The sequence below is a fragment of the Actinoplanes philippinensis genome (assembly GCF_900113015.1).
GTDB lineage: Bacteria > Actinomycetota > Actinomycetes > Mycobacteriales > Micromonosporaceae > Actinoplanes > Actinoplanes philippinensis.
Genome location: NZ_FONV01000001.1, coordinates 659,389 through 684,918, shown reverse-complemented (window position 1 = coordinate 684,918; position 25,530 = coordinate 659,389). Strand labels below are relative to the sequence as shown.

18 protein-coding genes are annotated in these 25,530 nt (G+C 70.6%); 8 read left to right on the top strand and 10 right to left on the bottom strand.

The window, feature by feature from the left end; all coding sequences use genetic code 11:
• The 5 genes from BM290_RS03020 to BM290_RS03000 form a co-directional block, all read right to left on the bottom strand.
• The gene (locus BM290_RS03020; protein WP_093609618.1) at positions 1 to 1,596 is read right to left on the bottom strand and encodes an aldehyde dehydrogenase (NADP(+)); all 1,596 of its coding nucleotides are present in this window, start codon (positions 1,594 to 1,596) and stop codon (positions 1 to 3) included.
• A 238-nt stretch (positions 1,597 to 1,834) separates the two neighbouring features.
• Entirely contained in the window at positions 1,835 to 2,962 is a 1,128-nt protein-coding gene (locus BM290_RS03015) for an L-talarate/galactarate dehydratase (protein ID WP_093609616.1), read from the bottom strand.
• A gap of 3 nt (positions 2,963 to 2,965) precedes the next feature.
• Positions 2,966 to 4,288: an enolase C-terminal domain-like protein gene (locus tag BM290_RS03010; protein WP_093609614.1), complete on the bottom strand. Its 1,323-nt coding sequence runs from the start codon at positions 4,286 to 4,288 to the stop codon at positions 2,966 to 2,968.
• On the bottom strand, positions 4,285 to 5,202 hold the full coding sequence (gene kdgD / locus BM290_RS03005; protein WP_203779079.1) for a 5-dehydro-4-deoxyglucarate dehydratase: 918 nt from the start codon (positions 5,200 to 5,202) through the stop codon (positions 4,285 to 4,287). The genes BM290_RS03010 and kdgD overlap by 4 nt, the downstream gene beginning before the upstream one ends.
• Before the next feature lie 63 nt (positions 5,203 to 5,265).
• Complete coding sequence (locus BM290_RS03000; RefSeq protein WP_093609610.1) at positions 5,266 to 6,153, bottom strand: LysR family transcriptional regulator; 888 nt, start codon at positions 6,151 to 6,153, stop codon at positions 5,266 to 5,268.
• A gap of 104 nt (positions 6,154 to 6,257) precedes the next feature.
• Between BM290_RS03000 and BM290_RS02995 the strand changes: the two genes are divergently transcribed.
• From BM290_RS02995 to BM290_RS02980, 4 genes are read left to right on the top strand one after another with little or no spacing between them, the layout of a single operon-like run.
• On the top strand, positions 6,258 to 7,247 hold the full coding sequence (locus BM290_RS02995) for a tripartite tricarboxylate transporter substrate binding protein (RefSeq protein WP_093609608.1): 990 nt from the start codon (positions 6,258 to 6,260) through the stop codon (positions 7,245 to 7,247).
• The gene (locus BM290_RS02990; protein WP_177319553.1) at positions 7,244 to 7,696 is read left to right on the top strand and encodes a tripartite tricarboxylate transporter TctB family protein; all 453 of its coding nucleotides are present in this window, start codon (positions 7,244 to 7,246) and stop codon (positions 7,694 to 7,696) included. The genes BM290_RS02995 and BM290_RS02990 overlap by 4 nt, the downstream gene beginning before the upstream one ends.
• A 15-nt stretch (positions 7,697 to 7,711) precedes the next feature.
• Positions 7,712 to 9,586 carry a tripartite tricarboxylate transporter permease gene (locus tag BM290_RS02985; protein WP_093609604.1) on the top strand — a complete coding sequence of 625 codons (1,875 nt, stop codon included), beginning with the start codon at positions 7,712 to 7,714 and terminating at the stop codon, positions 9,584 to 9,586.
• Entirely contained in the window at positions 9,583 to 9,981 is a 399-nt protein-coding gene (locus BM290_RS02980) for a universal stress protein (protein WP_093609602.1), read from the top strand. Before BM290_RS02985 ends, BM290_RS02980 begins: the two co-directional genes overlap by 4 nt.
• A 422-nt stretch (positions 9,982 to 10,403) precedes the next feature.
• On the opposite strand, the gene rfbD is transcribed toward BM290_RS02980, so the two are convergent.
• Both rfbD and rfbB read right to left on the bottom strand, forming a co-directional pair.
• A complete protein-coding gene (gene rfbD / locus BM290_RS02975; protein WP_275413113.1) occupies positions 10,404 to 11,249 on the bottom strand; it encodes a dTDP-4-dehydrorhamnose reductase in 846 nt (281 codons plus the stop codon).
• A 104-nt stretch (positions 11,250 to 11,353) separates the two neighbouring features.
• On the bottom strand, positions 11,354 to 12,331 hold the full coding sequence (gene rfbB, locus BM290_RS02970; protein WP_093609598.1) for a dTDP-glucose 4,6-dehydratase: 978 nt from the start codon (positions 12,329 to 12,331) through the stop codon (positions 11,354 to 11,356).
• A gap of 45 nt (positions 12,332 to 12,376) precedes the next feature.
• Between rfbB and rfbA the strand changes: the two genes are divergently transcribed.
• From rfbA to BM290_RS02955, 3 genes are all read left to right on the top strand, one after another.
• On the top strand, positions 12,377 to 13,249 hold the full coding sequence (gene rfbA, locus BM290_RS02965) for a glucose-1-phosphate thymidylyltransferase RfbA (protein ID WP_093609596.1): 873 nt from the start codon (positions 12,377 to 12,379) through the stop codon (positions 13,247 to 13,249).
• Entirely contained in the window at positions 13,246 to 13,857 is a 612-nt protein-coding gene (locus BM290_RS02960) for a dTDP-4-dehydrorhamnose 3,5-epimerase family protein (RefSeq protein ID WP_093609594.1), read from the top strand. Before rfbA ends, BM290_RS02960 begins: the two co-directional genes overlap by 4 nt.
• A gap of 249 nt (positions 13,858 to 14,106) precedes the next feature.
• Positions 14,107 to 15,585: a sugar transferase gene (locus BM290_RS02955; RefSeq protein WP_239143279.1), complete on the top strand. Its 1,479-nt coding sequence runs from the start codon at positions 14,107 to 14,109 to the stop codon at positions 15,583 to 15,585.
• A 342-nt stretch (positions 15,586 to 15,927) separates the two neighbouring features.
• Here the strand turns inward: BM290_RS02955 and BM290_RS02950 are convergent, their stop codons facing one another.
• Positions 15,928 to 20,364: a DUF4082 domain-containing protein gene (locus tag BM290_RS02950; RefSeq protein ID WP_093609590.1), complete on the bottom strand. Its 4,437-nt coding sequence runs from the start codon at positions 20,362 to 20,364 to the stop codon at positions 15,928 to 15,930.
• Between the two features lie 9 nt (positions 20,365 to 20,373).
• The gene (locus BM290_RS02945) at positions 20,374 to 23,559 is read right to left on the bottom strand and encodes a DUF4082 domain-containing protein (protein WP_203779082.1); all 3,186 of its coding nucleotides are present in this window, start codon (positions 23,557 to 23,559) and stop codon (positions 20,374 to 20,376) included.
• Between the two features lie 352 nt (positions 23,560 to 23,911).
• Here BM290_RS02945 and BM290_RS02940 point away from each other — a divergent pair, with 352 nt between their 5' ends.
• Entirely contained in the window at positions 23,912 to 24,862 is a 951-nt protein-coding gene (locus tag BM290_RS02940; protein ID WP_093609588.1) for a glycosyltransferase, read from the top strand.
• Between the two features lie 5 nt (positions 24,863 to 24,867).
• Here the strand turns inward: BM290_RS02940 and BM290_RS02935 are convergent, their stop codons facing one another.
• Positions 24,868 to 25,530, bottom strand: coding sequence for a polysaccharide deacetylase family protein (locus tag BM290_RS02935; protein ID WP_093609586.1), 663 nt, complete (start codon positions 25,528 to 25,530; stop codon positions 24,868 to 24,870).

The following is a 25,530-nucleotide window of genomic DNA, read 5'->3' as shown; positions in this document are numbered from 1 at the left end:
TCAGAGTTTGGTGCGTAACACCCCGTCGATCCGCCGCGGAACGCTGTCGTATTCGTCACGCAGCTCTGGTGGGAGCAGGTCAGCAGGAGCGTTCTGCCAGGTCATCGGCCGTAGGAACCGGCGAATGGCGGTAGCGCCGACCGACGTGTGCTGTGTGTTGGTGGCCGGCCATGGCCCACCGTGATGCTGGGCCCAGGCGACCGCCACACCGGTCGGGTAGCCGTCGTAGACGAGCCGCCCGGTACGCGACCGCAACCGCCGGCCCAGCTCGCCCGGCAACTCCGTCTCGCCGGGCGCTCGATGCACGGTCGCGGTCAGTGACGATGGCAGCCCGTCGAGCGCGGTGAACAGCTCTGCCTCATCGGCCCATCGCGCGACCACGGCGACCGGCCCGAAGCACTCCTCGGTCGCCTCGGGCGGCAGCGCCGCGGCGGATGCGGTGAACAACAGAGGCGTGGCCCGACCCGGCTGCTCCTCTGCGGTTGCGCCAGGGGCGCTCGCTGTCTCGGGTCCCGAATCGCCGCCGACGCCCGTGAGTGCGGATCCGCCGGTCTCGGCCGCGAACGGGGAGGCTCCGGCTGCCGACAACTCCCCGGCGGCTGCGAGTGTGGAGGTTCCTCGCTGGTAGGCGGCGGCGATACCCGAGTTCAGCATCACCATGGGGTCCAGGCCGGCGATTGCCTGCTGGACGGCGGTGACCAGGCGGTCGCCGTCGGCCCCGGCCGGGACGAAGAGCAGGCCCGGCTTGGTGCAGAACTGGCCGGCGCCCAGGGTGAACGATGCCGCGAACTCGGCACCGATCTTCTCGGCCCGGTCGGCGGCGGCCCCGGGAGTGATGACGACCGGGTTGAGGCTGCTCAGTTCCCCGTAGAAGGGAATGGGCTCGGGACGCTGTTCGATGATCGCGAGCAGGGCACGGCCACCGGTGACCGAGCCGGTGAAGCCGACCGCACGGATCGCCGGGTGGGCGACCAGGTCGGCGCCTGCCTGGAGACCGTGCACGATGCCGAACGTGCCGTCGGGGGCGCCCGCTTTCCGGGCGGCCTCGGCGAGGATCTCGTAGCAGAGCTGCGACGTCGCCGGATGTGAGTGGTGGGCCTTGAGGACGACCGGGCTGCCCGCGGCGATGGCCGACGCGGTGTCACCGCCGGGAACCGAGAAGGCGAGCGGGAAGTTGCTGGCGCCGAAGACCGCGACCGGCCCGATCGGCACGAGCATCCGCCGCAGGTCAGGGCGCGGCCCCATCGGAGTGTCCCCGGGACGGTCGATCGTCGCTTCCAGGTAACCGCCGTCGCGCAGCACGTCGCCGAAGAGTCGCAGCTGATAGCAGGTCCGGCTCAGTTCCCCGTTGAGCCGGGCGGTCCCGAGCGCGGTCTCCCGGTCGGCGATCTCGACGATGCGGTCCCGGTGCGACTCCAGCGCTGCCGCCAGGTCGTCGAGCAGGGCCGCCCGCCCGTCGCGGCCCAGATCCTCGAGTGGCCCGGCGGCGGTCAGAGCGGCCGAGCAGATCGCGTCGACCTGTTCGGCCGTCGTCTCCTCGGTGACGATCTCCACGGTCGCGCCGCTGCGCGGATCGATGCTGGGAACACCGGTCATTCTGTGCCCTCCATTAACTGGGGTTCGAGGCCGGGCCCGGTGCCCCGACACGTCGGAGTTGCCGTTGCTCGCACCAGTCTCGTCCGAAGACGGTGCCATGCGCCACGCGAGCACCTGGCCACCGGGCAGCAGGGTCCGCGATCGGTGGGCTTGCGGGTGGCTTCGGTGCACGGATCGGTTGTCACCACAGCATCGAGGACAGCCCCGCGAGGTGCGGTGATGGGTGACGGCCCGGCGGTCATACCGGGGCGCCGAGGTCGGCCCGGTCGACGGTCCACTTGCGGGCCTGGTCGCTGATGGTCACGCCGAGGCCGGGACGGTCGGAGAGGTGAATACGGCCGTCGCGGATCTCCAGACGCTCGTCGAAGAGCGGGTGCAGCCAGTCGAAGTGCTCGATCCACGGCTCGTGTGGGTAGGCGGCGGCCAGATGGGCGTGGATCTCCATGGCGAAGTGTGGCGCCATGATGAGGTTGGCGTGCTCGGCCAGGCCGGCCAGCCGCAGGAACTGGGTGATCCCACCGATCCGCGGCGCGTCGGGCTGGATGATGTCGACGGCGCCGTGCCGGATCAGCTCGTGATGCTCGGCCACGCTGGTCAGCATCTCACCGGACGCGATCGCGGTGTCCAGGCTGCGGGCCAGTGCCGCGTGGCCCTCCGCGTCATACGCGTCCAGCGGCTCCTCGATCCAGACCAGCCCGAACTCCTCCAGCGCCCGCCCGATCCGCTGGGCCGTCGGCCGGTCCCACTGCTGATTGGCGTCGACCATGAGCGGTGTCTCGGCGCCGATGTGCTCGCGGACCGCTCGTACCCGGGCCAGGTCGACGGCCGCCGAGGGATGACCCACCTTGATCTTGATGCCGCCGATGCCGGACGCCAGGGACGCGGTGGCGTTGGCCAGCACCTGCTCGATCGGCTCGTGCAGGAACCCGCCCGACGTGTCGTAGCACCGCACCGAGTCGCGATGGGCGCCGAGCAGCTTGGCCAGGGAAAGCCCGGCCCGTTTCGCCTTGAGGTCCCACAGGGCCACGTCGATCGCCGCGATGGCCTGGGTGGACGCGCCGCTCCGGCCGACCGAGGCGCCTGCCCAGACGAGTTTGGTCCAGAGACGCTGGATGTCGTTCGGGTCCTCGCCGATCAGGTCGGGTGCGACCTCGCGGGCGTGCGCGAACTGGGCCGGCCCGCCGGCGCGCTTGCTGTAGCCGAACCCGACACCCTCCAGACCGGACTCGGTACGGACCTCGGCGAACAGGAAGGCGACCTCGGTCATCGGTCGTTGCCGCCCGGTGAACACCTTGGCGTCACTGATCGCGTGCTTCAGCGGCAGCGTGACGGAGGAGAGCGTGAGACCGGTGATTCGGTCAGTCATGGGTCACCGCACCAGACAGGGGCGCTTGGGGTCGAAGCGCCAACCGGGAAGGAGATACTGCATGGCCGTCGCGTCGTCACGCCCGCCGAGCCCGTGCTCGCGGAAGAGCTCATGGGCGGCGGCGAGGGCGTCACGGTCGAGCTCGACACCGAGGCCGGGCGCGGACGGCACGGTGATGGCGCCGTCCCGGATCGGGAACGGCTCGCGGGTGAGCCGCTGACCGTCCTGCCAGATCCAGTGCGTGTCGAGGGCGGTGATCTCGCCGGGCGCGGCCGCACCGACGTGCGTGAACATCGCCAGCGAGATGTCGAAGTGGTTGTTGGAGTGCGAGCCCCAGGTGAGGCCGAAGTCGTGGCACAGCTGCGCGACCCGGACCGAACCCCGCATCGTCCAGAAATGCGGGTCGGCGAGCGGGATGTCGACGGCGTGGGCGCGCACCGCGTGGGCCATCTGCCGCCAGTCGGTCGCGATCATGTTCGTCGCTGTCCGCAACCCGGTGGCGCGCCGGAACTCGGCCATCGTCTCCCGCCCGGACAGGTCGCCCTCGGCGCCGACCGGGTCCTCGGCGTAGGCGAGCACCCCCTGCAGGTCACGGCAGAGCGCGATGGCGTCGTCGAGAAGCCAGCCACCGTTCGGATCGAGGGTGATCCGGGCGTCGGGGAATCGCCCGGCCAGCGCATGCACCGCCTCGATCTCCCGCTCGCCGGCGAACACACCACCCTTGAGCTTGAAGTCGCGGAAACCGTAACGGGCCTGGGCCGCCTCGGCGAGCGCGACGATCGACGACGGAGTCAGAGCGGGCGCGCGGCGCAACCGCTCCCAGTCGTCGGCCGGGGCGGCCTCGTGCCGGTAGGGCAGCTCGGTGCGGGCGGTGTCACCGACGTAGAAGAGGTATCCGAGCACGGGCACGCTGTCCCGCTGCTTCCCCTCGCCGAGCAACTCGGCGACCGGCACCCCGAGCTGCTGGCCGAGCAGGTCGAGCAGCGCCGACTCCAGAGCGGTCACCGCGTGGACCGTGACGCGCAGATCGTACGTCTGAAGGCCCCGGCCCCCGGAATCCTGGCCGGCATGGATCTCGGCGAAGCTGCGCAGCAGCGAGGCGAACTCCGCGACCGGCCTGCCGAGCAGCAGCTCACCGGCGCTCTCGAGAGTCTGGCGGATCGCTGCGCTCCCGGGCGCCTCGCCGAGGCCGGTGCGGCCCTCGCTGTCAGTGAGGACCACGACGGTACGGGTGAAGAACGGCCCATGAGCACCACTGAGGTTGAGCAGCATGCTGTCGTGGCCGGCGACCGGCACCACCTCGACGCGCTCGACGGTGGGCTTCATGGCCGCACCTTGTCGATCAGCCGCCCGAGATCGGAGCGCTCGTCCGCGGTGAGGTCGGTGAGCGGTGGCCGGACCCGCCCGCCGTCACGCCCGACCGCTGTCAGCCCGGCCTTGATGATCGACACGGCGTAACCGCGGGCCCGGTCGCGGATGTCGAGGTAGGGGATCACGAAGTCGTTGAGCATCCCGTAGACGGCGGCCCGGTCCTGGGCGCGCACCGCCGCATAGAAGCGCAGCGCGAACTCGGGCAGGAAGTTGTAGAGCGCCGACGAGTAGGTGCTGACCCCGAGCTGCAGCAGCGGCAGCGCGAACGTCTCCGCCGTGGGCAGCCCGCCCACGTAGATCAGCCGGTCACCCACCTTGGCGTAGGTGCGGGTCATCCGCTCGATGTCGCCGACGCCGTCCTTGAGGCCGATGAGTGTCGGGTTGCGGTCGGCGAGCTCGGCGACCGTCACGTCCTCCAGGACGGCGTTGGCCCGGCTGTAGACGATCACGCCCAGGCCGGTGGCGCGGCACACCGCGTCGACGTGCGCGATCAGGCCCGATTGGCTGGCCTCGGTCAGGTAGGGCGGGAAGAGCAGCAGACCGGCGGCGCCCGCGGCCTCGGCGGCCTGCGCCTGCGCGACCGCCTGCGCGGTGCTGCCGGTGGCCGGGGCGATGACCGGAACACGTGCCCCGACCTCGTCCACCGCAGCCCGGACCACGGTGTCGATCTCGGAGCTGGTGAGCGAGAAGCCCTCGCCGGTGCCGCCGGCGGCGAACAGGCCGGCGACGCCGAAACTCGCCTGCCACGCCAGATGCTCGCGGTAGCGGCTCTCGTCGAAGGCGAGGCGGTCGTCGAAGTGGGTGACGGGGAACGACAGCAGGCCCGAGGCCAGGCGGGCGGCCAGGTCGAGAGGGGGAATCGCGTTCACGAAGCAACCGTAGGAAGCGACGACGATGCCTGTCCAAGATTGTTTCGGCATCGATTGATACTGTCAGTGCATCATGAAGCTGAGGGCGGAGATCGCTCGCGGTAGCGCCGGGTTGTCGGACTTCCGCGGCCAGAGCACGTGCAGCTCGACCGGCTCGGGGATGGGTGTGTCGATCCGCAGGTACTCGACGTGCGGCACCGCGATCATGCCCGCGGACTCGGGCACGAAGGCCACCCCCCGGCCGCGGGACACCAGCCAGAGCATGGTCATCACCTGGCTGACGGTGTGGATGATCCGCTCCTGCGCCAGCGGCACCATGCTGACGACCAGGTCGTAGAAGTACCGCGCCTTCTGCTGGGAGTGGAAGATCAGCGGCTCACGCACCAGGTCGGCGGGCACCACGGCACGGCGCAGATCGGCCAGCGGATGATCCTCGTGCACCGCCAGGAGCAGCGCCTCCCGGTGCAGCAGCCGGGACTCGAAGAGCTCGGGGTCGAACGGCGGCCGGGCCAGGCCCAGATCGATGTCCCCGGCGGTCAGCGCGTCGATCTGCTCCCGGGTGACCATCTCGAACAGCTCGATGTGCACCTCCGGCAGCTCCAGATTGAGATAGTCGAGGATCCGGCCCAGGTGACCGAACGTCGAGGCCGAGGTGAAGCCCAGTTTGAGCACGCCGCGCATGCCCGACGAGACCCGCTGGGCCAGGGCGGGAGCGGCCTCGGCGATCGCCAGGATCCGGCGGGCCTCGTTGAGGAACGCGTGGCCGGCCGGCGTGAGGCGGACCCGCCGGTTGTCCCGCTCCAGCAACTGCACCCCGACGGCCGCCTCCAGTTTCTGGATCTGCCTGCTCAGCGGGGGCTGCGTCATCCGCAGCCGGACGGCTGCCCGGCCGAAGTGCAGTTCCTCCGCGACCGCGATGAAACCCCGAAGCTGTTCGAGGGAGTACGTCATGCCGCCAAGGTATCAATCGATGCACTAATTGGCTTGGACATGCATTACTGCAGGGTCATAGGCTCGCGGCACCAGTGACCCCCCTCACAAGCGGGAGATTCCCGATGAAAATAACGCTCCCCGCACTCGGCCTGGCCGGCCTGCTCGTGCTCGCCGGCTGCGGCGGCAACCTCGGCTCCGACGGCGACAGCGGCTCCACCGCCGCCTACCCGGAACGTGCCGTCACCCTGCTGATCGGCCAGGACGCCGGCGGCAGCACCGACCTCATCGGCCGCGCCCTCGCCGATCCCGCGAGCAAGGACCTCGGCAAGCCGATCACCGTGCAGAACCGGCCCGGCGCCAACGGGGCGGTCGCCGCCAAGGAGCTCGCCGCCGCCAAACCCGACGGGTACACGATCATGGTCTTCGTCGGGTCGCTCGCCTACATCACGCCCCTGGCGGTGCCCGCCGACCAGGCCGTCGACGTCAACAACTACGAGGTCGTCACCGGGATCTCCCAGGACGACTTCGTCCTCGTCGCCAACCCCCGGACCGGGTTCAAGACCGTTCAGGGCATCGTCGCCGCGAAACGGCCGATCACCTTCGCCACCACCGGCGTCGGCACCGGCAGCCAGCTCACCCAGACCCTGCTGTTCGCTCAGGCCGGTGTGCAGGCCACCGCCGTGCCGTTCAACGGCGGCGCCCCAGCCCTGACCGCCGTCCTCGGCGGGCAGGTCGACGTGGCGGCGGTGCAACTCGGCGAGGCCAAGGAGCAGATCGAGGCCGGCAAGGCGGTCCCGCTGGTCACCTTCGCGACCCAGCGGCCCAGCTACATGCCGGACATCCCGACCGCCACCGAGGCCGGGTTCAACGTGCCGGTCCAGCAGTCCCGAGCCGTCGTCGCGCCGAAGGGCACCCCCAAGGAGGTGGTGGACCGGCTGCGGACGGCCTTCCAGAAGGGGTTCGCGGATCAGGCCTACAAAGACTTCAACGCCAAGCGGCTGCTCACCGCCAACGAGGTGGACGGAGCCGCGCTGCTCCAGCAGTGGAACGGCTCGCTCCAGACATACCGTGGCCTCGTCGCCCAGCACAAGATCGATCTGAGCGCCAAGTGACCACCGAGCCCGCCGACGACCGGCCGCCCGCGGCCGGTCCGTCCGCGAACCTGATCGCCGCCGGCGTCGTGATCGCCCTCGGCGCCGTGGCGGTCACCGGCGCCGCCGGCCTCGGGTCCGGCCCCGGCACCTGGCCGATGGTCATCGGTGTCGCCCTCGTGATCCTCGGCCTGATCCTCGCCGTGCAGTCCCGTCGCGCCGAGCCCCCCGAGCGGTTCACCCGCAGCAGCCTCCTGGTCGTCGCCGCCGTCGCCAGCATGATCGCCTACGTCGCGGTGATCGCCACCATCGGCTTCGAGATCCCCACCCTGCTGCTCGCCTTCGTCTGGCTGCGTTTCCTCGGCCGGGAGAGCTGGCGTACGTCCATCGCCGTCAGCGCCGGCATCGTCGTCGTCTTCTACGCGCTGTTCGTCGGCGCGCTCGACGTCACCATCCCCCACCTGTTCTGATCCTCTGGAGGACCGTTGTCCTCGGTCATCGACGGCTTCGCGGTCGTCCTCGAACCGACGAACCTGCTCTACTGCCTCGTCGGCGTCGTCATCGGCATGCTCATCGGCGTCCTGCCCGGCCTCGGCCCGGCCGCCACCATCGCGATCCTGCTCCCCGTCACCTTCGGCCTCGAACCGGTCACCGCCGTGATCATGCTGGCCGGCATCTTCTACGGTGCCCAGTACGGCGGCACCATCACCTCGGTCCTGCTGCGACTGCCCGGCGAGGCCTCCTCCGTCGTCACCGTCTTCGACGGCCACGCCCTCGCCCGCCAGGGCAGAGCCGGCGCCGCCCTCGGCATCGCCGCCATCGGCTCCTTCGTCGGCGGCACCCTTTCGATCATCGCGCTCACCCTCGTCGCTCCGGTCGTCGCCGGGTTCGCCCTCGACTTCGGCCCACCCGAGTACACCGTGCTCGCCCTGCTCGGCATCATGCTGGTCAGCACGATCAGCAGCGGCGGCCGGATCCGCGCGCTCACCGCCGCCGCGATCGGCCTGCTGCTCGCCACCGTCGGCCGCGACGACTTCACCAGCGCCGAACGCTTCACCTTCGGCAACCTCTCCCTGGCCGACGGCATCGACTTCGTACCCATCGCGATGGGCCTTTTCGGTCTCGGTGAGATCCTTTACAACCTGGAGGAGCGCCATCGCGCCGTTCAGGCGCCGACCAAGGTCACCAACGTCTGGCCCAGCCGCGCCGACCTCAGGCAGTCGTCCGGCGCGATCGGGCGGGGCTCGGTCATCGGCTTCGTTCTCGGCATCCTGCCCGGCGGCGGCGCGGTCCTCTCCTCCCTGGCCGCCTACGCCCTGGAGAAACGCCGTTCCAAGCACCCGGAACGCTTCGGCCAGGGCGCCATCGAGGGCGTCGCCGCACCGGAGACCGCCAACAACGCGGCCGCCACCTCGTCGTTCATCCCCCTGCTGTCGCTCGGCATCCCGGCCAACGCGACCATGGCGGTGATCTTCGGGGCGCTGCTCATCCAGGGCGTCACCCCCGGGCCGCAACTGGTCACCGAGCACCCGGAGCTCTTCTGGGGCGTGGTCAACTCGATGTACCTCGGCAACGTCCTGCTGCTGATCATGAGCATCCCGCTGCTCGGCGTCTTCGTGCGAATCCTGCGGGTTCGCGCCGCCGTCCTGGCGCCGATCACCGTGCTGATCACCCTGGTCGGCGCGTACACGGTCAACAACAGCGTCTTCGACATCGGCCTGGTGATCGGATTCGGCGTGCTCGGCTACCTGATGAAGAAAGCCGGCTTCGACCCGGGTCCGATGGTGCTGGCGTTCGTCCTGGGCAGCCTGCTGGAGACGTCCCTGCGACGCTCACTGCTCCTGTTCGACGGCGACCTCACCGGCTTCCTGAGCCGCCCGATCTCCGGCGTCCTCGCCGCCGCCTTCCTCGCCGTGATCCTGCTTCCCCTGGCTCGAACCCTGCTACGCCGACGTCACCCCGACCCAGCCGGTTCTGCCGTGACCGAGCCAGGTGACCCTGCAGTCACGGCAGTTGCTTCCCGCCCGTCGGCCTCGGCCGAGATCGTCGGCTCAGGAGCCGCCGCAGACCCGTTCGGTCCAGCGTCGCCTGAGGCCGGTGACACGGGAGCCGCAGTCGCCCCCGGTCCTTCGGCTGCGACGTCAGGCGAGCGGCAGGGGCCTGGAACAGCCTCAGCTGAGTCGCCTGGAACAGCCTCAGCTGAGTCGTCGGGCGAGGCGGCCGGGGAACACGCCGTTCGCGACAAGACCGCCACCACGAGCACGGAGGCGGCCGGTCGTCCTCATGACGAGCCGGGGCAGTCCGGTGCTCCCGTCACCCAGCCCGTCCACCGTGACCGCCATACTGAGGAGCCGGAATGACCGTCCTGGTCGGATATCTCCCTACCCCGGAAGGCGACGCGGCCTTCGCTGCCGCTCTCGATGAGGCGGTTCGCCGATCCGAGTCGCTACTGCTGATCAACTCACCACGCGGCGGCGCGCCGATCAGCGCGGACGTCGCCGCGCCCGACGACCTCGCCCACCTCAGCGCCAAGGCGGTCGAAGCGGGCGTGCCGCTGGAGATCCGCCAGATCTCACACAGCGGGGAGTTCTCGGACACCCTGCTGGCCGCCGCGGACGAAGCCGGGGCCTCGGTGATCGTCATCGGTCTCCGCCGCCGGAGTCCGGTGGGCAAGCTGTTCCTCGGCAGCACCGCACAGCAGATCCTGCTCAACGCCGGCCGCCCGGTCCTGGCGGTCAAGCCACCACATCGCTGACGAATCGGCCGATGAAGAACGGACAACCCCGGCCTCCCGGCGGAGAGGACAGTTCATTCGGTACGGCTGGAAGCAATCCCCATCACTGTCACGCAGGCGGATGTCCCGACTTCGCCGAAGCGGGCGCCCGGGGGAGTTGAAGAGGCCAGCCGAAAGTCGACGTGAAGCCGGCTGGCTTCGACGGGGCGACGCGGATTTGAACTCGAGGCAAAAGGCCGAAGCGTGGGCGGGCTTCGGGAGTCGGGTGTGGCCTGTTTGCGGGGGTGAAGGTGTAACTCGGTTCGTGGGCCCGATTCGGCACGGTTCGCAGTGGGCCGATCCGAATGCAGGGCTGTGCGGACCGGCGGCGCAACCGCTTCCTGCCGCGCCAGGCGCCCACCCGGCGATGGCGGGAGATTCCGGGCGCGGCAGGAGACCCGAACTCAAGGGAGGAAGAGCGGCATCGCCTTGGTGAGCATGCCGCGCCATTCCGGAAGCGGCGCCACACCCGTGCCGGCCCAGCGGTCATGGCCGAGCACACTGTAGGCCGGCCGCCGGGCAGGTCGCGGGAAACGGTCGCTCGTCGTGGGCCGGACCCGGTCGGGATCGAGGCCGGCCTCGATGAACACGGCCCGCGCCAGACCGAACCAGCTCGTCGACCCGGCCGCGGTGCCGTGGTAGGCGCCCGGAGCCGCCCGTCCCGCGATCGATGCGTGGGACAGGTCGACCAGGAGTTGGGCGAGGGCGTACGACCAGGTGGGTGGGCCGATCTGGTCGTCGACGACGTCGAGGGTGTCGCGATCGGCGGCCAGGCGCAGCATGGTGCGGACGAAGTTGGGTCCGTGTTCGCCGTAGAGCCACGCGGTCCGGACGATGTAGCCGCCGGTGGCCAGCACCGCCCGCTCGCCGATCGCCTTGCCCCGGCCGTAGGCGTTGAGCGGGGCGTGCGGGGTGTCCTCGGGGTACGGCGTGGTAGCGGCGCCGTCGAAGACGTAGTCGGTGGAGACGTGGATGAGACGGCGTCCGGCCTCGGCGGCGAGCACGCTCACACCGTGACCGTTGATGGCGGTGGCCGCCTCCTCGTCGCTCTCCGCGCCGTCCACGTTCGTCCAGGCGGCCGCGTTCAGGACGATGTCGGCGCCGGCGACCGCCTCACGAACCTGTGCCGGTGAGGTGATGTCGAGGTCGCCCCGGGTGGCGGCGACCACGTCGGTCTCACCGTTCTCAGCGAGAACGCGCTGCAGATCCCGCCCCAGCATTCCCCCGGCCCCGGTGATGAGCCAGCGCAGCCGCCCGGAAGCCGCCGAGGCGGGCGCCGCCGAGGAGGCGGGCGAGAGGAGGACGGAAGGCGACGAGGACGGCGATGGAGCGGAAGCGGAGGACGGGGAGGTCATCAAAGGCCGGCCCGGGACTTCAGCGGCTCCCACCAGGCGCGGTTGTCGCGGTACCACGCGACGGTCGACGCGAGTCCCTGGTCGAGGGTGACCTGTGGCGCGTACCCCAGCTCCTCGCTGATTTTGGTTATGTCGAGCGAATAGCGGCGATCGTGGCCTTTGCGGTCGGTGACCGGCCGCACCATGTCCCAGCCGGCCCCGCATGCCTCGAGGAGGCGCTCGGTGAGTTCCCGGTTGGTGAGCTCGGTCCCGCCGCCGATGTTGTAGACCTCGCCGGCCCGGCCCTTCTCGAGGACCGCCTGGATGCCGCGGCAGTGATCGGACACGTGCAGCCAGTCACGGATGTTGCCGCCGTCGCCGTAGAGCGGGATCTGCTTGCCGTCCATCAGGTTCGTCACGAAGAGGGGGATCACCTTCTCCGGGAACTGGTGCGGACCGTAGTTGTTGGAGCACCGGGTGACGACGACGTCCATGCCGTGGGTGCGGTGCGCGGCCAGTGCCATCAGGTCGGAGCCGGCCTTGGAGGCGGCGTACGGCGAGTTCGGCGCGAGCGGCCACGTCTCGGTCCACGAGCCGGAGTCGATGGAGCCGTACACCTCGTCGGTGGAGACGTGCACGAATCGCCCGACTCCCGCGAATCGGGCCGCGTCGAGAAGGGCCTGGGTGCCCAGCACATTCGTGGTGACGAACGGCATAGCGCCCGAAATGGACCGGTCCACGTGTGATTCGGCCGCGAAATGCACCACGGCGTCGTGTCCCGGAAGTAGTTCCCGCAACAGGTCGGAATCGGAAATGTCGCCCTGCACGAATCGCAGTCGGGGATCGGACAGTGGGAGGTTGTCACGATTCCCCGAATAGGACAACAGATCCAGAACGGTCACCGAGGCACCCGCCGCACCTGCGTACTCGTCCTGCAAGAGGGCCCTGACGTAGGCCGATCCGATGAACCCGGCACCACCGGTTACGAAAATCTGCACGGGTGGCGAGTGTAGACGTAGGCGGCGACTGTTTAGGGTCAGCCGGTGCGCGGAATTCTTCTCGCCGGTGGTACCGGTTCCCGGCTCTGGCCGATCACCATGGCCATGTCCAAACAGCTCATGCCCATCTTCGACAAGCCGATGGTGTACTACCCGTTGACCACGCTGGTGTCCGCCGGGATCAGGGAGATCCTGGTGATCACCACGCCGGAGGATCAGCCGCACTTCGAGCGGCTGCTCGGCGACGGAAGCCGGTTCGGGCTCGACCTTCAGTACGCGGTGCAGCCCAAGCCCGACGGGATCGCCCAGGCATTCCGGATCGGTGCCGACTTCATCGGCGATGAGCCGGTTGCCCTGATTCTCGGCGACAACATCTTCCACGGGGTGGGCCTGGGCCGGCAGCTCGCGCGGTTCGGCGACGTGGACGGCGGGCGGGTCTTCGCGTACCCGGTGGCCGACCCGGAGCGGTACGGCGTCGTCGAGTTCGACGAATCGGGCAAAGTGCTCTCGATCGAGGAGAAGCCGGAGCATCCCAAGTCGACGTACGTGGTCCCCGGCCTGTACTTCTATGATGCCGACGTGGTGAAGATCGCCGAGAATCTCGAGCCCAGCGCCCGGGGCGAGCTGGAGATCACCGCGGTGAACGAGGAGTATCGACGCCAGGGACGGCTCGAGGTGACGGTTCTCGACCGGGGAACCGTCTGGCTGGACACCGGGACCTTCCAGTCCATGGTCCAGGCCTCGGAGTACGTCCGGGTGATCGAGGAGCGGCAGGGTTTGAAGATCGGTTGTGTGGAGGAAGCGGCCTGGCGGCTCGGCTTCATCTCCGACGACGAGCTGCGCGAGCTGGCGCAGCCGTTGCTGAAGAGCGGTTACGGGCAGTATCTGGTGCGCCTGCTGGACGGTGGTCTCCGGTGAAGATCCGCCCGCTGGGCATCAAGGGCGCCTTCGAGGTGACCCCGGTGCAGCACGGTGACAGCCGCGGCCGGTTCCTCGAGTGGTATCGGTTCGACGCCCTGGCCGAGGCGGTCGGGCACCGGCTCGATCTGGCGCAGGCCAACCTGTCGACGTCGGCGAAGGGCGTGGTGCGCGGCATTCATTTCGCCGATGTCCCGCCGGGGCAGGCCAAGTACGTGACATGTGTCTCGGGCGCGGTGCTCGACGTCATCGTGGACATCCGGGTCGGGTCGCCCACGTTCGGCACGTGGGAGGCGGTGCGTCTGGACGACGAGGACCGCCGGGCCGTCTACCTGGGCGAGGGGCTGGGGCACGGGTTCTGCGCTCTGACCGAGGGCGCGACCGTGGCGTACCTCTGCTCCTCGACCTATCGCCCCGGTCATGAACACGGAGTGCATCCGCTCGACCGCGAACTCGGGATTGCATGGCCGGTATCAGACCCCGTACTGTCCGGCAAGGATGCCGAGGCCCCGAGTCTCGCCGACGCCGGCGCGAAAGGTTTGCTGCCGCGTTACGACGCTGTTCACAGCTTTGTCGAATCATTGCGTCAGATTGACGACAGTCGATAGAGCTGTTGCTCCGGCGGTCCTACTTGGACACTCTCGCAATCCTGGATCCGGCATCATCCGAATCGCCATGGCTGTCGAACGGAAAGATGTAGCGCGATCGGGGTCGCATTGACAGTCTGTCTGTTGTGTCTCGGTGGTTTCCGGCATGGGGCGTTCGTGGTCGGGTGTGTCCGAGCACACCACAGATCTGGATCATCATGAGTCGGTCGCAGCCGATGTTGGGGGCCTGGCGTGCAGACAATTGAATCCGTGGAGACCGTTGACCTGGCGGCGACGGCCGCGCAGCTCAAGGCGCGCTCCCGGGCGACGAAGGCGCGAGCGGGCTGGCAGAGCCGCTATGCGCTGACGCTCTATCTCCTAGACTTCGTGGTCGGCCTGAGCGCCGCCTCGTGGGCGCTGCTGATCCGCTTCGGCAGCGAGGGCATCGCGCCCTATCAGCGTGACTACCTGCTCCTCACCCTGCTGTTGCCGGTCGCGTGGATCGCCTGCCTGGCGTTCAACCGCGCATATGAGCCCCGTCACCTCTTCGTCGGCACCGAGGAGTATGCGCGGGTATTCCGTGCCGGATTGGCCCTGACCGCCGGTCTCGCCATTGTGTCCTTCGCTTTCGACCTCCGTTTGGCCCGCGGTTATGTGAGCATCGTGATGCCGCTGGCGATCCTCGTCGACCTCGGCGCACGATTCTTCTTCCGGCAGCGCCTGCACCGGGCCTGGGCCCGCGGCCGGCGGCTGCACCGGGTGGTCCTGGTCGGTCACGAGCGGGCCGTCCTCGACATGACCCGCCGGCTCAGCCGGGAGCGCTTCCACGGTCTCGGCGTCATCGGCGCGTGCCTGCCGCCCGGCATGGTCCGCAGCCACGCGGTCACCGGCATGCCACCGATCTACGGCACCTTCGACGACGTGGCCACCGCGGTCGCGAGGTCCGATGCCGACACCGTGATCGTGCTCTCCTGCCCGGAGATCGACGGCCCCGCCGTCCGCCGCCTCGCCTGGCAGCTGGAACGCGACGACATCGACCTCATCGTGGCCAGCACCCTGGTCGACGTGGCCGGCGACCGCACCACCATCCGCCCCGTCGACGGCCTGCCGATGCTGCACGTCGAGCACCCACGCCTCAAGGGCAGCGCCCGCGTGGTCAAGGAGATCTTCGACCGGGTCGGCGCGATCCTGCTGATCATGCTGCTGTCACCGGTGCTCGCGGTGGTGGCGCTGCTCGTCCGGTACGGCAAGGGCGGCCGCGGCCCGGCGATCTTCACCCAGGAGCGCGTCGGCCGCGACGGCAAGCCGTTCACGCTCTACAAGTTCCGGACCATGACGGTCGACGCCGAGGCCCGCCTCTTCGAGCTCGGCAACCTCAACGACACCGACGGCGCGCTGTTCAAGATGCGCGAGGACCCGCGGATCACCCCCGTCGGCAAGTGGCTGCGCCGCCTGAGCATCGACGAGTTGCCCCAGCTGATCAACGTGGTCAAAGGGGACATGTCGCTGGTCGGCCCGCGCCCGCCGCTGGCCAAGGAGGTCGCCGACTACCCGGCCGACATGCTGCGCCGCCTGGTCGTCAAGCCCGGCCTGACCGGCCTGTGGCAGGTCTCCGGCCGCTCCGACCTGTCCTGGGAGGAGTCGATCCGCCTCGACCTCACCTACGTCGAGAACTGGTCACTCGCCATGGACCTGGCCATCCTCTTCCGCACGGTCAGCGCGGTGGTCCGCAGCTCAGGCGCCTACTGACCCACCTGTACCGGTGGCCCAGGGAGTCTCTCCCTGGGCCACTGTGCGTTCCCGGTCCAGCTCAATTCCTTTCACGGGTACGGCCACGCGCCCCCACCCACACGGCCTCAGAGCCCCGTCCCACCTCTCACACCAGCCCCCGGCACCACCCCGCTCACCCACCCTCCAGTGCTGTCTCCGGGCTCTTGATACCGCGCTGACCGCCGGCCGATCCGCCCGTGCTGTTGCGGCGCTGGTTTCCGGCCGGGGTGGGGCACGGCGGGGCGCGGCTGGGGCGGGGCGGGAACGGGGACCGCCCCGGCGCCCGTGGGGACGGGCGCCGGGGCGGCTGGGGGAGGGGTGTTACTTCTCGGTCGGGTGGTGCAGGGAACGGCCGTCGGAGGTGATGCCCACGCCCCGCAGGACGGGGCTGTCGCCGGCGGCGGTGCGGGTCAGTTCGGCCCGGTACTGGATGTATCGGGATCCGCCGGGCACCTTGCCGTTCTGGCCGACGGCGGTCCACCCGCTCCAGGTGCCGTCCGGTACCGCGGTGCTGCCGGTGCGCACGTACACCGTGAGGGTCGCCCCCGCAGGCACTCTGCCCTGATAGGTGAGCCGGTCCCAGCGGACCATCTGCTGGGCGTCCATCACCCGGGACACCAGGGTGCCGCTGCGGGCGGACCCGGCGAGCCGCACCCCGTCGTCGCCGACGGTGACTCCGGACTCGACACCGGTCCGCTGCTGCGGGGCGGTGTGGTCGGCGACACCGGTGGCGGACGACACGAACGTCGCCGCCGGCTTGTCCAGCGCCGGCCAGGTGGAGACGTTGCCTGCCGCGTCGACGCTGCGGACCCGGTAGTGGTACGTGGTGCGCGGCTCCAGACCCGTCACCACGGCGCTGAGCCGGGTCGCGTCGCGGGTTCCGGGCCACTTGGCCAGCGACTTCGCCGAGGCGCCGACGAGCAGGGTGGCGTCGGCGGGTTCGCTGGACTTCCACTGCACCTGGGCGGTGCCGTCCGGGCGGGCGGTGACGGTGACCCCGGACGTGGCCGGGCCGGTGCGGTCGCGGGCGCCGGTGGTGACCTTCTGCAGCGGGCCGGTGGTGGTCCGGCCGTCCGGGGTGGTCACCTTCGCCCGGTACCAGTAGGTGGTGGCGGGCTCGAGTCCGGACAGGGTGACGGTGCGTTTGCCGGTCTGCGAGCCGTCGACTGCCTTTTGCGTGAGTTCGGTCGCGCGGAGCCCGTACTCGATGATGGTTTTCGTCGCCGTGCTGGTCGCGACCGTGACCGATGCGCTGGTCCCGCCGGCCTCGGCCGCGGCCGAAGCGGTGAGCGTCGCGGTGGCCGCGGCGGCGTAACCGGCCGTGTACGCACCGGGCGCGGCGGTGAAGAACGCGTACTCGACGCCCTTGATCGTGGTCCGGGTGAACGGGACCGCGACTCCGGCCCGGGTCAGGGTGGACAGTGTCCGCCCGCCCGGTCCGGCGGTGGGCACCATGCCGGTGAGGCCGTTGGCGCCGGTGCCGACGTTGACCGCGAACGTCAGGTCGTTCCCGGTCCAGGCGATGTTCGAGTACGACGACGCGTTGCGCCCGTCCAGCCAGGTGAGCAGCTGGTGGCCGCTGATCAGCGGCACGTTGTGGCGCTGCGCCGACGCCAGCACCTGGTCGCTGTCGTAGGTGGTCGCGTAGTCGGTGTGCATGTTGGCGGTGAACGCCCCGTAGTAGCCCGGCGTGCCGAGGGCCGCGTCGAGTAGAGCGTCCGGGGTGTACGGGTAGCTCTGTCCCGACTCGTCGGTCATCTGGGTGGCGGCCTGGTAGATGTCGATGAGCCCGCCGTTGGTGTCGGCGAACCGCATCGGCATGCCGGAGCCGGTCATGAAGCCCGGCCGGTCGGCGACCCAGGTCTCCGGCCAGTAGTAGTAGTTGGTGTCGAGCCGGATCCCGTTGGCGTTCTGCAGGCTGGCCTGCGTGGACCAGTCGGACCAGACGATGCAGTGGGTGCGGTTGGTGTCCGGGGCGCGCACCGAGCCGTACTTGGCGCGGAACGCCGCGAGCTGGTCGGTGAGGTTGGCCGCGAGCGACGCCGCCGTCCAGTTGGCGCATCCGGTGTTGAGGTGCAGCCCGACCTCGAAACCGCGGTTCTGGTACGTGGTGGCCTGGCTGTTGGTGAGCGGCGTGTCCGGGAAGATGTACGAGGTGAACCGCGGGCACTGCCAGTCGTCGACCACACACCCGGCCGGGCTGTTGGCGAGGTACTGGTCGAAGCGTCCCGCGGTGCCGCCGGTGGCGTGGTCGTCACCGGTGGCGACGACGACCGCCTTGAGGCTGCGCGGGAAGTACCAGAACCGGGGCAGCGGCTTGCGGTCGGCGTTCATCGTCCCGATCAGGTTGGCGAGCAGGCGCTGCTGCTCGTCGGCCTGTGGCACGGCGACCTTGGTGAGGTCGACCCAGTCGGTGGCGGCGCCGCCGAAGTACAGGTCGTCGGAGCGGATCGGCGCGCGGCCGTCCCGGTCCTGCTTCTCCCACGCCGGGTTGCCCTGACGGGTGTAGACCAGCGACCGCGGCAGGTCGAAGGTGAACGCCGCGGCCTGCCCGCCGGATGAGCCGACGTCGGCCAGCGACACCGCCGGGTTGACGGTGGCCGTCGTGCCGGTGGAGTAGAGCGTGGCCACCGAACGGGCGCCGGAGAGCGTGTAGCGGTCGGCGGTGCTGTGGTACTGGATGGTCTGCCCGGTGATGCCGGCGCCCGGCGCGGTCGTGGTGTCGACCCGCAGGTAGCCCTCGGCCAGGGTGCCGGTGGTGGCGGTCAGGCCGAGCAGGCTCGCGAGCTGCTTGTCCGGCCGGAAGGCGATCAGGTTGCCGCCGCCGGTGACCCAGGTGGTGAACGTGCTGACCTGGGCCGCGGTGAGCGGCGTGGAGCCGAGCAGGACCACGTCGTACTGGGCGAGCAGCGCCGGGGTGACCGCGGACAGGTCGACGGTGGCGAACTCGTTGAGGCCTTCGGCGCGCAGCACCTCGGCGGCGAACGACGTGAACCCGCTGGCGCCGGAGACCGCCGACTTGATCACCAGGACGGGGCCGCCCGGGCCCTGGTCCGGTGGCGGCGGAGGTGGCGCCGACGTGGTGAACGACCAGGTCACCGGCGTCATCACGTTGCCCGCGGCGTCCCGGGCCCCGCTCACCGTGGCGGTGTACGAGGTGGAGTTGGCGAGCGCCGTGGACGGGGTGAGGACCGCCGTGGCGGTGGTCGCGTCGTAGGTGGTGGAGCCGGCCACGGTCCCGGACGGGCCGGTCAGCACGATCGAGGCCGCGGTGACCTGCTCGGTGAACGCCGCTGTCACAGCGGTCGTGGTGGCCACCCCGGAGGCTCCGGCGGCCGGGGCGCGGCCGGCCAGGGACGGCGCCTGGGTGTCCGCCGCGGTGGTGTCGAAGACGACGTCGACCCAGTAGTTGGTGGACTGGTAGCTGCTGGTGGGGAAGCCGCTCGCGCCGTACCGGTAGACGCCGTTGCCGCCGTCCGTGCCGTTGGCCAGGGCGGTCAGCGGAGAACGGGTGACCGCCGAGGAGAAGCCGCCGGCCGTCACCGAGTAGAAGCCGGTGTCGGTGTGGTACGACGCAACGTAGGTGGTGTTCGCGGTGACCGGGACCGGCCCGGGGAGCGTGACGGTCTGCCAGCCGGAGCCGGACTCGCCGGTGAAGGTCACGTTCGCCAGCCGGGTGCCGGCGCTCGACCAGAGCGAGCCGGTGTGCGTGCCGGTGTTCTGGCTGCCCTTGTAGAACTTGAGCCCGGTGATGTAGCCGGCCGTCGTGGTGCGGAACTTGACGCCCAGCTCGACCGCCGAGTTGTCGTTGACCGTGCCGGTGGCCGGGGTGGCCGTGGCCGGCCAGATCGAGCAGGGGCAGCCGGATCCGCCGCCGGCGCCCGTGGTGAACGACCAGGACAGCGGGCTCATCAGGTTGCCCGCGGTGTCGCGGGCGCCGGAGACGGTGGCGGTGTAGCTCGTGGACGCGGCGAGCGCCCCGGGCGTGAACGTCACCGTCCGGGTGGCGGCGTTGTAGGCGGTCGTGCCGGTGACCCCGGCGACGGTGAGGGCCGGGGTGCCGGTCTGCACCGCCTCGCTGAACACGGCGCTGACCGCCGCCGTGGTGGCCACCCCGGTCGCGCCGGCGGCGGGGCTGGTGCTGGTCACGGTCGGCGGCGTGGTGTCGGTGACGCCGGAGGTGAACACCACGTCGACCCAGTAGTTGGCGCCCTGCCAGGTGCTGTCGGGGAAGCCGCCGCCGGTGCCGTACCGGTAGACGCCGTTGCCGCCGTCCTCACCGCTGCGCAGCGCGTGCAGTGGCGCGTTGTCCACGCCGGCCGACAGCAGCGCGCCGCTGTCCCCGGCGTAGCGGCCGTTCGGCGCGTAGTAGGACGCGACGTACGTGGTGCCGGCGCTGATCGTGATCGGGCTGGCGAACGTGGCGGTCTGCCAGCCGGACGCGGTCTCGTTGGTGAACGTGACGGTGCCCAGGTTGCCGCCGGCCGAGTTCCACAGGTTGCCGACGTGGGTGCCGGTGTTCGCCGCGCCCTTGTAGAACCGGACACCGGTGATCTGCCCGGCGACGTCGGACCGGAACTTGACGCCGACCTCTACCGCGCTGGTGTCGGAGTCGGACGGGCTGGCCGGCACCGACGACGCGCTGAAGATGGTGCACGGACAGGTCGCGGCCGCGGCCGGAGCCGCGGGCGCGACGATGAGCACGGTCGCCGCCAGCACCAGGCACAACAGGAACGACCGGAGTTTCGGTAGGGTCAAGACGCGCTCCTAGCTCGCCGGGGTGAACACGACGTCCACCCAGTAGTTGCTCGACTGCCAGCTGTCGGTGGGGAAGACGCCGCCGGTTCCGTATCGGTAGACGCCGTTGACCCCGTCCACGCCGTCACGCAGCGCGTGCAGCGGGCCGTTGTCGACGCCGGAGGATGCGAAGAACCCGCCGTTGAAGGCGTAGCGGCCGTTCGGCGCGTGGTATGACACGACGTACGTGGCGCCGGCGCTGATCGTGACCGGGGTGGCCAGCGTCGCCTGCTGCCAGCCGGTCGCGGTCTCGCCGCTGAAGGTCACGCTGCCCAGCAGGGTCCCGGCCGACGACCAGAGCCGCCCGACGTGGGTGCCGCTGTTGCCGCTGCCCTTGTAGAACCGGATCCCGGTGATCCGGCCGGCGACGTCGGAGCGGAACTTCATGCCGAGCTCCACGGCGGCGGTCTCGCTGTCGGCGGGGGATGCGGGTGTCGCCGAAGCGGGCCACACCGAGCACGGGCAGTTCGGCCCGGTCGTCGCGGCGGCGGTGGTGAACGTCCAGGATGTGCTGGTCATCGTGTTGCCGGCGGCGTCGCGCGCCCCGCTGACGGTGGCCGTGTACGTGGTGGACGCGGCCAGCGCGGCCGACGGGGTGAACGTGACGGTGTTCGTGCCGGCGCTCGTGCTGCCGGCCACCGCGCCGGACGGGCCGCTCACGCTGACCTCCGCCGCCGAGACGGCCTCGCTGAACGTCGCCGACACGGTGCTCGCGGCGGCCACCCCGGTCGCCCCGGCGGCGGGGGAGCGGGTGGTGACGGTCGGCGCGGTGGTGTCCGGCCCGGTCGCGTCGGTGGTGAAGACGACGTCGACCCAGTAGTTGGCGGACTCCCAGGACGTGGTCGGGAAACCGGCGCCGAACCGGTAGACGCCGTTGGCGCCGTCGACCCCGTCGCGCAGCGCGTGCAGCGGGCCGCTGTCCACGCCGTTCGCCGCGAAGTAGCCGACGTCCCCGGCGTAGTGGCCGTTCGGCGCGTAGTAGGAGGCGACGTAGGTGGCGCCGGCGGTCAGCGACACCGGGGTGGCGAACGTGGCGGTCTGCCAGCCGGTGCCGCTCTCCCCGGTGAAGGTGACCGAGGCCAGCTGGGTGCCGGCCGCGTTCCAGAGCTTGCCGACGTGGGTGCCGGTGTTGCCGGAGCCCTTGTAGAAGCGCAGTGCGGTGACCTTGCCGGCCACGTCGGCGCGGAACTTCACGCCGACCTCGGTGCCGGTGCTGTCCGGGTCGCTGGGGGTGGCGGGCACGTCGTCGACGGTCCACAGGCTGCACGGGCAGGTCTGCTGGCCGACAGTGATCGACCGGCTGACGGCCGCGCCGATCCGGCCGCTGTCGTCGATCGCGCGGGCCCGGATGTCGACGGCGCCCGGCGCGTTCGGGGTGGTGAACGAGTACGTCCACGTGCCCCGTCCGCCGGCCGGCTTCCAGGTGGCTCCGCCGTCGGTGGAGACCTCGACGCCGCCGACCACGCCGCCGGTGTCGGTGGCGGTGCCGGAGACGGTGACCCGGGTGCCGGCCGAGACGGTGGCGCCCGCGGCGGGCGCGGTGATCACCGCGGTCGGCGCGACGGTGTCGGTGGAGGCGGTCGCCGCGGTCAGGCCGGACTGGAGGGTGGCCGGCTGGGCGCCCATGTCGGCGAACAGGTTGACGGTGGCCTGCTTCATCGGGGTGCTGGCGGCGCCGGAGCCCCGGTCGTGATTGCTGTCCAGGCCCCACGACCACTGCACGGTGCCGGCGCCGAAGACCAGCGCGCCGCTCGCCGTCCGGTACAGGGTGAGGTTGTGGGTGGCGGTGCCGGAGGCGTAGGTGGAGCCGTTGTCGGTGAGGATCTCGACGCCGCTCGCGGTGGTGGTGGAGAGCCGGATCAGCCCCTGCGGGCGGGCCGCGTTGACCAGGTCCTCGTCCCACTCGTACCCCAGTGTGCCGGTGCCGAGGGTGGCGGTGGCATTGGACGCCTGGCTCGCGACGGTGGTGCCGCGCCACAGCCGCATCTTGCCGTCGGCCGCCGGGACCTGCAGGTTGACGGTGCCCGAGTTGACCTCGAAGGAGGTGCCGGTCAGGCCGTTCTCCGGCCGGCCGCCGTTCTTCGGCGGGCTGAACCGCGCGTCGCGCCAGGTGCCGGTCCATTCGGTGCTCGGGTCGATGGCCGCGTTGGCGTGGGTCTCCTTGTAGCAGACCAGGGTCCGGTACGGGGTGCCCGATCCGTCCACGCTGGTCTCCCAGCGGGTCTTCCAGAACACCTCGTTGCCGCTGAAGAACGCCAGGTGCAGGCCGGCGTCGCGGGCCGACTCGATGTTGGCGCGCTGCTGCCCGGACCAGTACTCGTCGTGCCCGACCGACAGGAACGACTTGTGGTTGCGCAGCAGGGACCCGCGCCGGTCGGTGTCGATGCCGGAGATGTAGCTGACGTCGTACCCGTTGGCCTCCAGGAACCGGACCATCGGGTATTCGGCGTTGAAGACGAAGTCCTCGGGCCCGGTGCCGCGGGTGGTGATCGGCCGGTTGTAGGAGATCTTGTACGCGCGGCCGGCCGGCGACCCGACGTAGAAGCTGTTGCCGCCGTACGTGTTGTACGCCTGCCACGTCGTGTCGGAGGTCTGGAACACCAGGTCGGAGCGGCTCGCGTCGTCCCGGACCACGAACATCACGTGGCTGGCGCCGGCGGTGCCGTCGGTACGCACGAGGCGCGCGAAGTAGATGCCGGACACCGCTGTCGCCGGCACCGGCCACGAGGCGGAGACCGCCCAGTTGCCGCAGTCGACGAGCCCGGTGGTGGGCGCGCTGATGCAGGCCGGCTGGGTCTGCCGCCCGACCGGGTTGACCGTGGTGATGAACCGCGCCCCGTTGCCGCCGTAGTAGCCCATCCGGTAGATGTCCAGCCGGTACGACGTGGCCGTGGAGTCGATCTTGAAGTTGACCGTCTCGCCGACGTTGACGCTCATCTCGGTGGCGAAGCCCTGCAGCGCCGCGCTGCCCGACCCGCTGACGTCCCAGGTGGTCTTCGGTGTGCCGGTCCTGGTGTTCTCGCAGGCGATCGGATTGACCACCGGGGCGCACGGGTCGGCCGCGCTGGCCGGGCCGGCGGACGGCAGGAACAGCGCCGCCGCGACCAGAGTGAGAACCAGCAGCGACCGCTGCCGGAAGAGCCTGAGATCTCGCAAGGGAATCGCCTCCCCGCCGCGCGCCCGGCGCTGCGGCCGTAGACAGAAAGAGCCGGCCCCGGCCGGCGCAGCTTAGGGCGATCATCTAGATAGAGGGCTGAACATATCTATCGCTTTGCCGACACCGAAGGGCCTCTCGGCCTGATCGATCCTGTCGGCGGATGACGTCTCGCACTGACCTGTTTCGACTGTTCACCGAACGGATCGAAGCCCCCGCCCGTTCGGGTATCCGGGTCCGTCCGGGCCGTACCGGGATGACGGATTCCGACACTCCCGATGGCCGACCGGCGGTACCGGCGCTTCCGTGCGGACGGCAGGATGATCGGCGTCCGGAAGACCTGGGGAGGACAAGTTGGACAGCACGCCCGAAACTGTGGCGGTCGTCGCGGTGACGTACAACAGCGAGCGATTGATCCCGGATCTGATCGCGTCGCTCGGGCCGGGCCTGGAGGGCGTCGACTGGCAGTTGATCGTGGCGGACAACGCGTCCGCGGACGACTCGGTGGGCGCGGTGCGGCGGCTCGCGCCGGACGCCACCGTGGTCGAGATGGGACGCAACGCGGGTTACGCCGCGGGCATCAACGCGGCCGTGGCGAAGGCCGGGCCGTTCACCGCGGTCCTGGTGCTCAACCCGGACGTGCGGCTCACACCGGGCTGCGTGCGCACCCTGCTCGGGGTGCTGCGCACCGAGGGCACCGGCATCGCGGTGCCGCTGCTGGAGGACGGCGACGGGGAGCTCATCCACACGATGCGCCGGGAGCCGTCGGTCCGGCGGGTGATCGGGGACGCGCTGATGGGCGCGGTCCGGGCCGGCCGCTACCCGGCGTTCGGCGAGATGGTGACCGATGAGCGGCTCTACACCGCCGAGCGGGTCGCCGACTGGGCCGAGGGCTCGACGGTGCTGATCAGCGCCGACTGCTGGAACCGGATCGCGCCGTGGGACGAGTCCTTCTTCCTCTACTCGGAGGAGACCGACTTCGCGTTGCGGGCCGGTGACGCCGGCCTGGCGACCCGGTTCACCCCGGCCGCCAGGGCGGTGCACCTGGAGGGCGACTCGAAGGTGTCGCCGGCGCTGTGGACGCTGCTGACGCTGAACAAGGTGCGGCTCTACCGGCGGCGGCACAACGCGCTGCTCGGGGCCGCGTTCTGGGCCGCGCTGCTGGTGCGCGAGGGCAGCCGGGCGCTGCTCGGCAAGGGCCCGAGCAAGCTCGCGGCCCGCGCCCTGCTCAGCCCGGCGCGGCTGCGGGAGACGCCGGGACCGGACACCGTCCAGCGCGACGCCGCCCGTGCCGCCGGGCGGTAGGGGAGCTACCGGAGCCGCTTGACGACTCCGACCGCCTCCAGCTTGAGGCGGGTCAGCGCGCCGGGGCCGACCAGGGCCTCGGCGCGCAGCCCGTCCACGGTGTCCTCGCGGCGCAGGCTGTAGCGCGGCTGCAGCCAGTCCTCCGCGCGGGCCCGGCGCCGGTCGCTGGTGAAGACCCGCCGGTAGCCGAGCGCGCGCATCCGGCTGAGCAGCCGCCGGTCGTAGCGGCCGAGCGGGCAGGCCGCCTGGTCGACCGGCACGCCGACCGCGTCCTCGATCTGCCGGCGGGCCGTCTCCAGCTCGTCCCGGCTGGTCGCGGCGTCCATGCCGCGCCAGGGCCGGTGCCACATGCCGTGTGTGCCGATCGTCATGCCCGCGCCGTGCAGCTTCCGCACGTCCTCCTCGCTGAGGCTGCCCGGCTTGCCGAACCGGGACGCCAGCACGTAGAACTCGCCGGTCAGCCCGCGCTCCAGCAGCGCCGGCAGGCCGATCTCCAGGTCCGAGGAGTTGCCGTCGTCGAAGCTGACCCGGACCGACGGCCAGGTGCGGATCTCGTCGAGCACCGCGTGGAACAGCTCGACGCTGATCCAGTAACGGTCCTCGCCCGGCTCCATCTCACGCTGCGGCGTGCCGATGCCGTGGAAGCAGATGTTGATGACGTCGCTCAT

Excerpts from the sequence above, each read along its gene's own strand:
- BM290_RS03020 (WP_093609618.1), bottom strand. The coding sequence starts at position 1,596 with ATGACCGGTGTTCCCAGCATCGATCCGCGCAGCGGCGCGACCGTGGAG.
- BM290_RS03015 (WP_093609616.1), bottom strand. The coding sequence starts at position 2,962 with ATGACTGACCGAATCACCGGTCTCACGCTCTCCTCCGTCACGCTGCCG.
- BM290_RS03010 (WP_093609614.1), bottom strand. The coding sequence starts at position 4,288 with ATGAAGCCCACCGTCGAGCGCGTCGAGGTGGTGCCGGTCGCCGGCCAC.
- BM290_RS03000 (WP_093609610.1), bottom strand. The coding sequence starts at position 6,153 with ATGACGTACTCCCTCGAACAGCTTCGGGGTTTCATCGCGGTCGCGGAG.
- BM290_RS02995 (WP_093609608.1), top strand. The coding sequence starts at position 6,258 with ATGAAAATAACGCTCCCCGCACTCGGCCTGGCCGGCCTGCTCGTGCTC.
- BM290_RS02980 (WP_093609602.1), top strand. The coding sequence starts at position 9,583 with ATGACCGTCCTGGTCGGATATCTCCCTACCCCGGAAGGCGACGCGGCC.
- BM290_RS02935 (WP_093609586.1), bottom strand. The coding sequence starts at position 25,530 with ATGAGCGACGTCATCAACATCTGCTTCCACGGCATCGGCACGCCGCAG.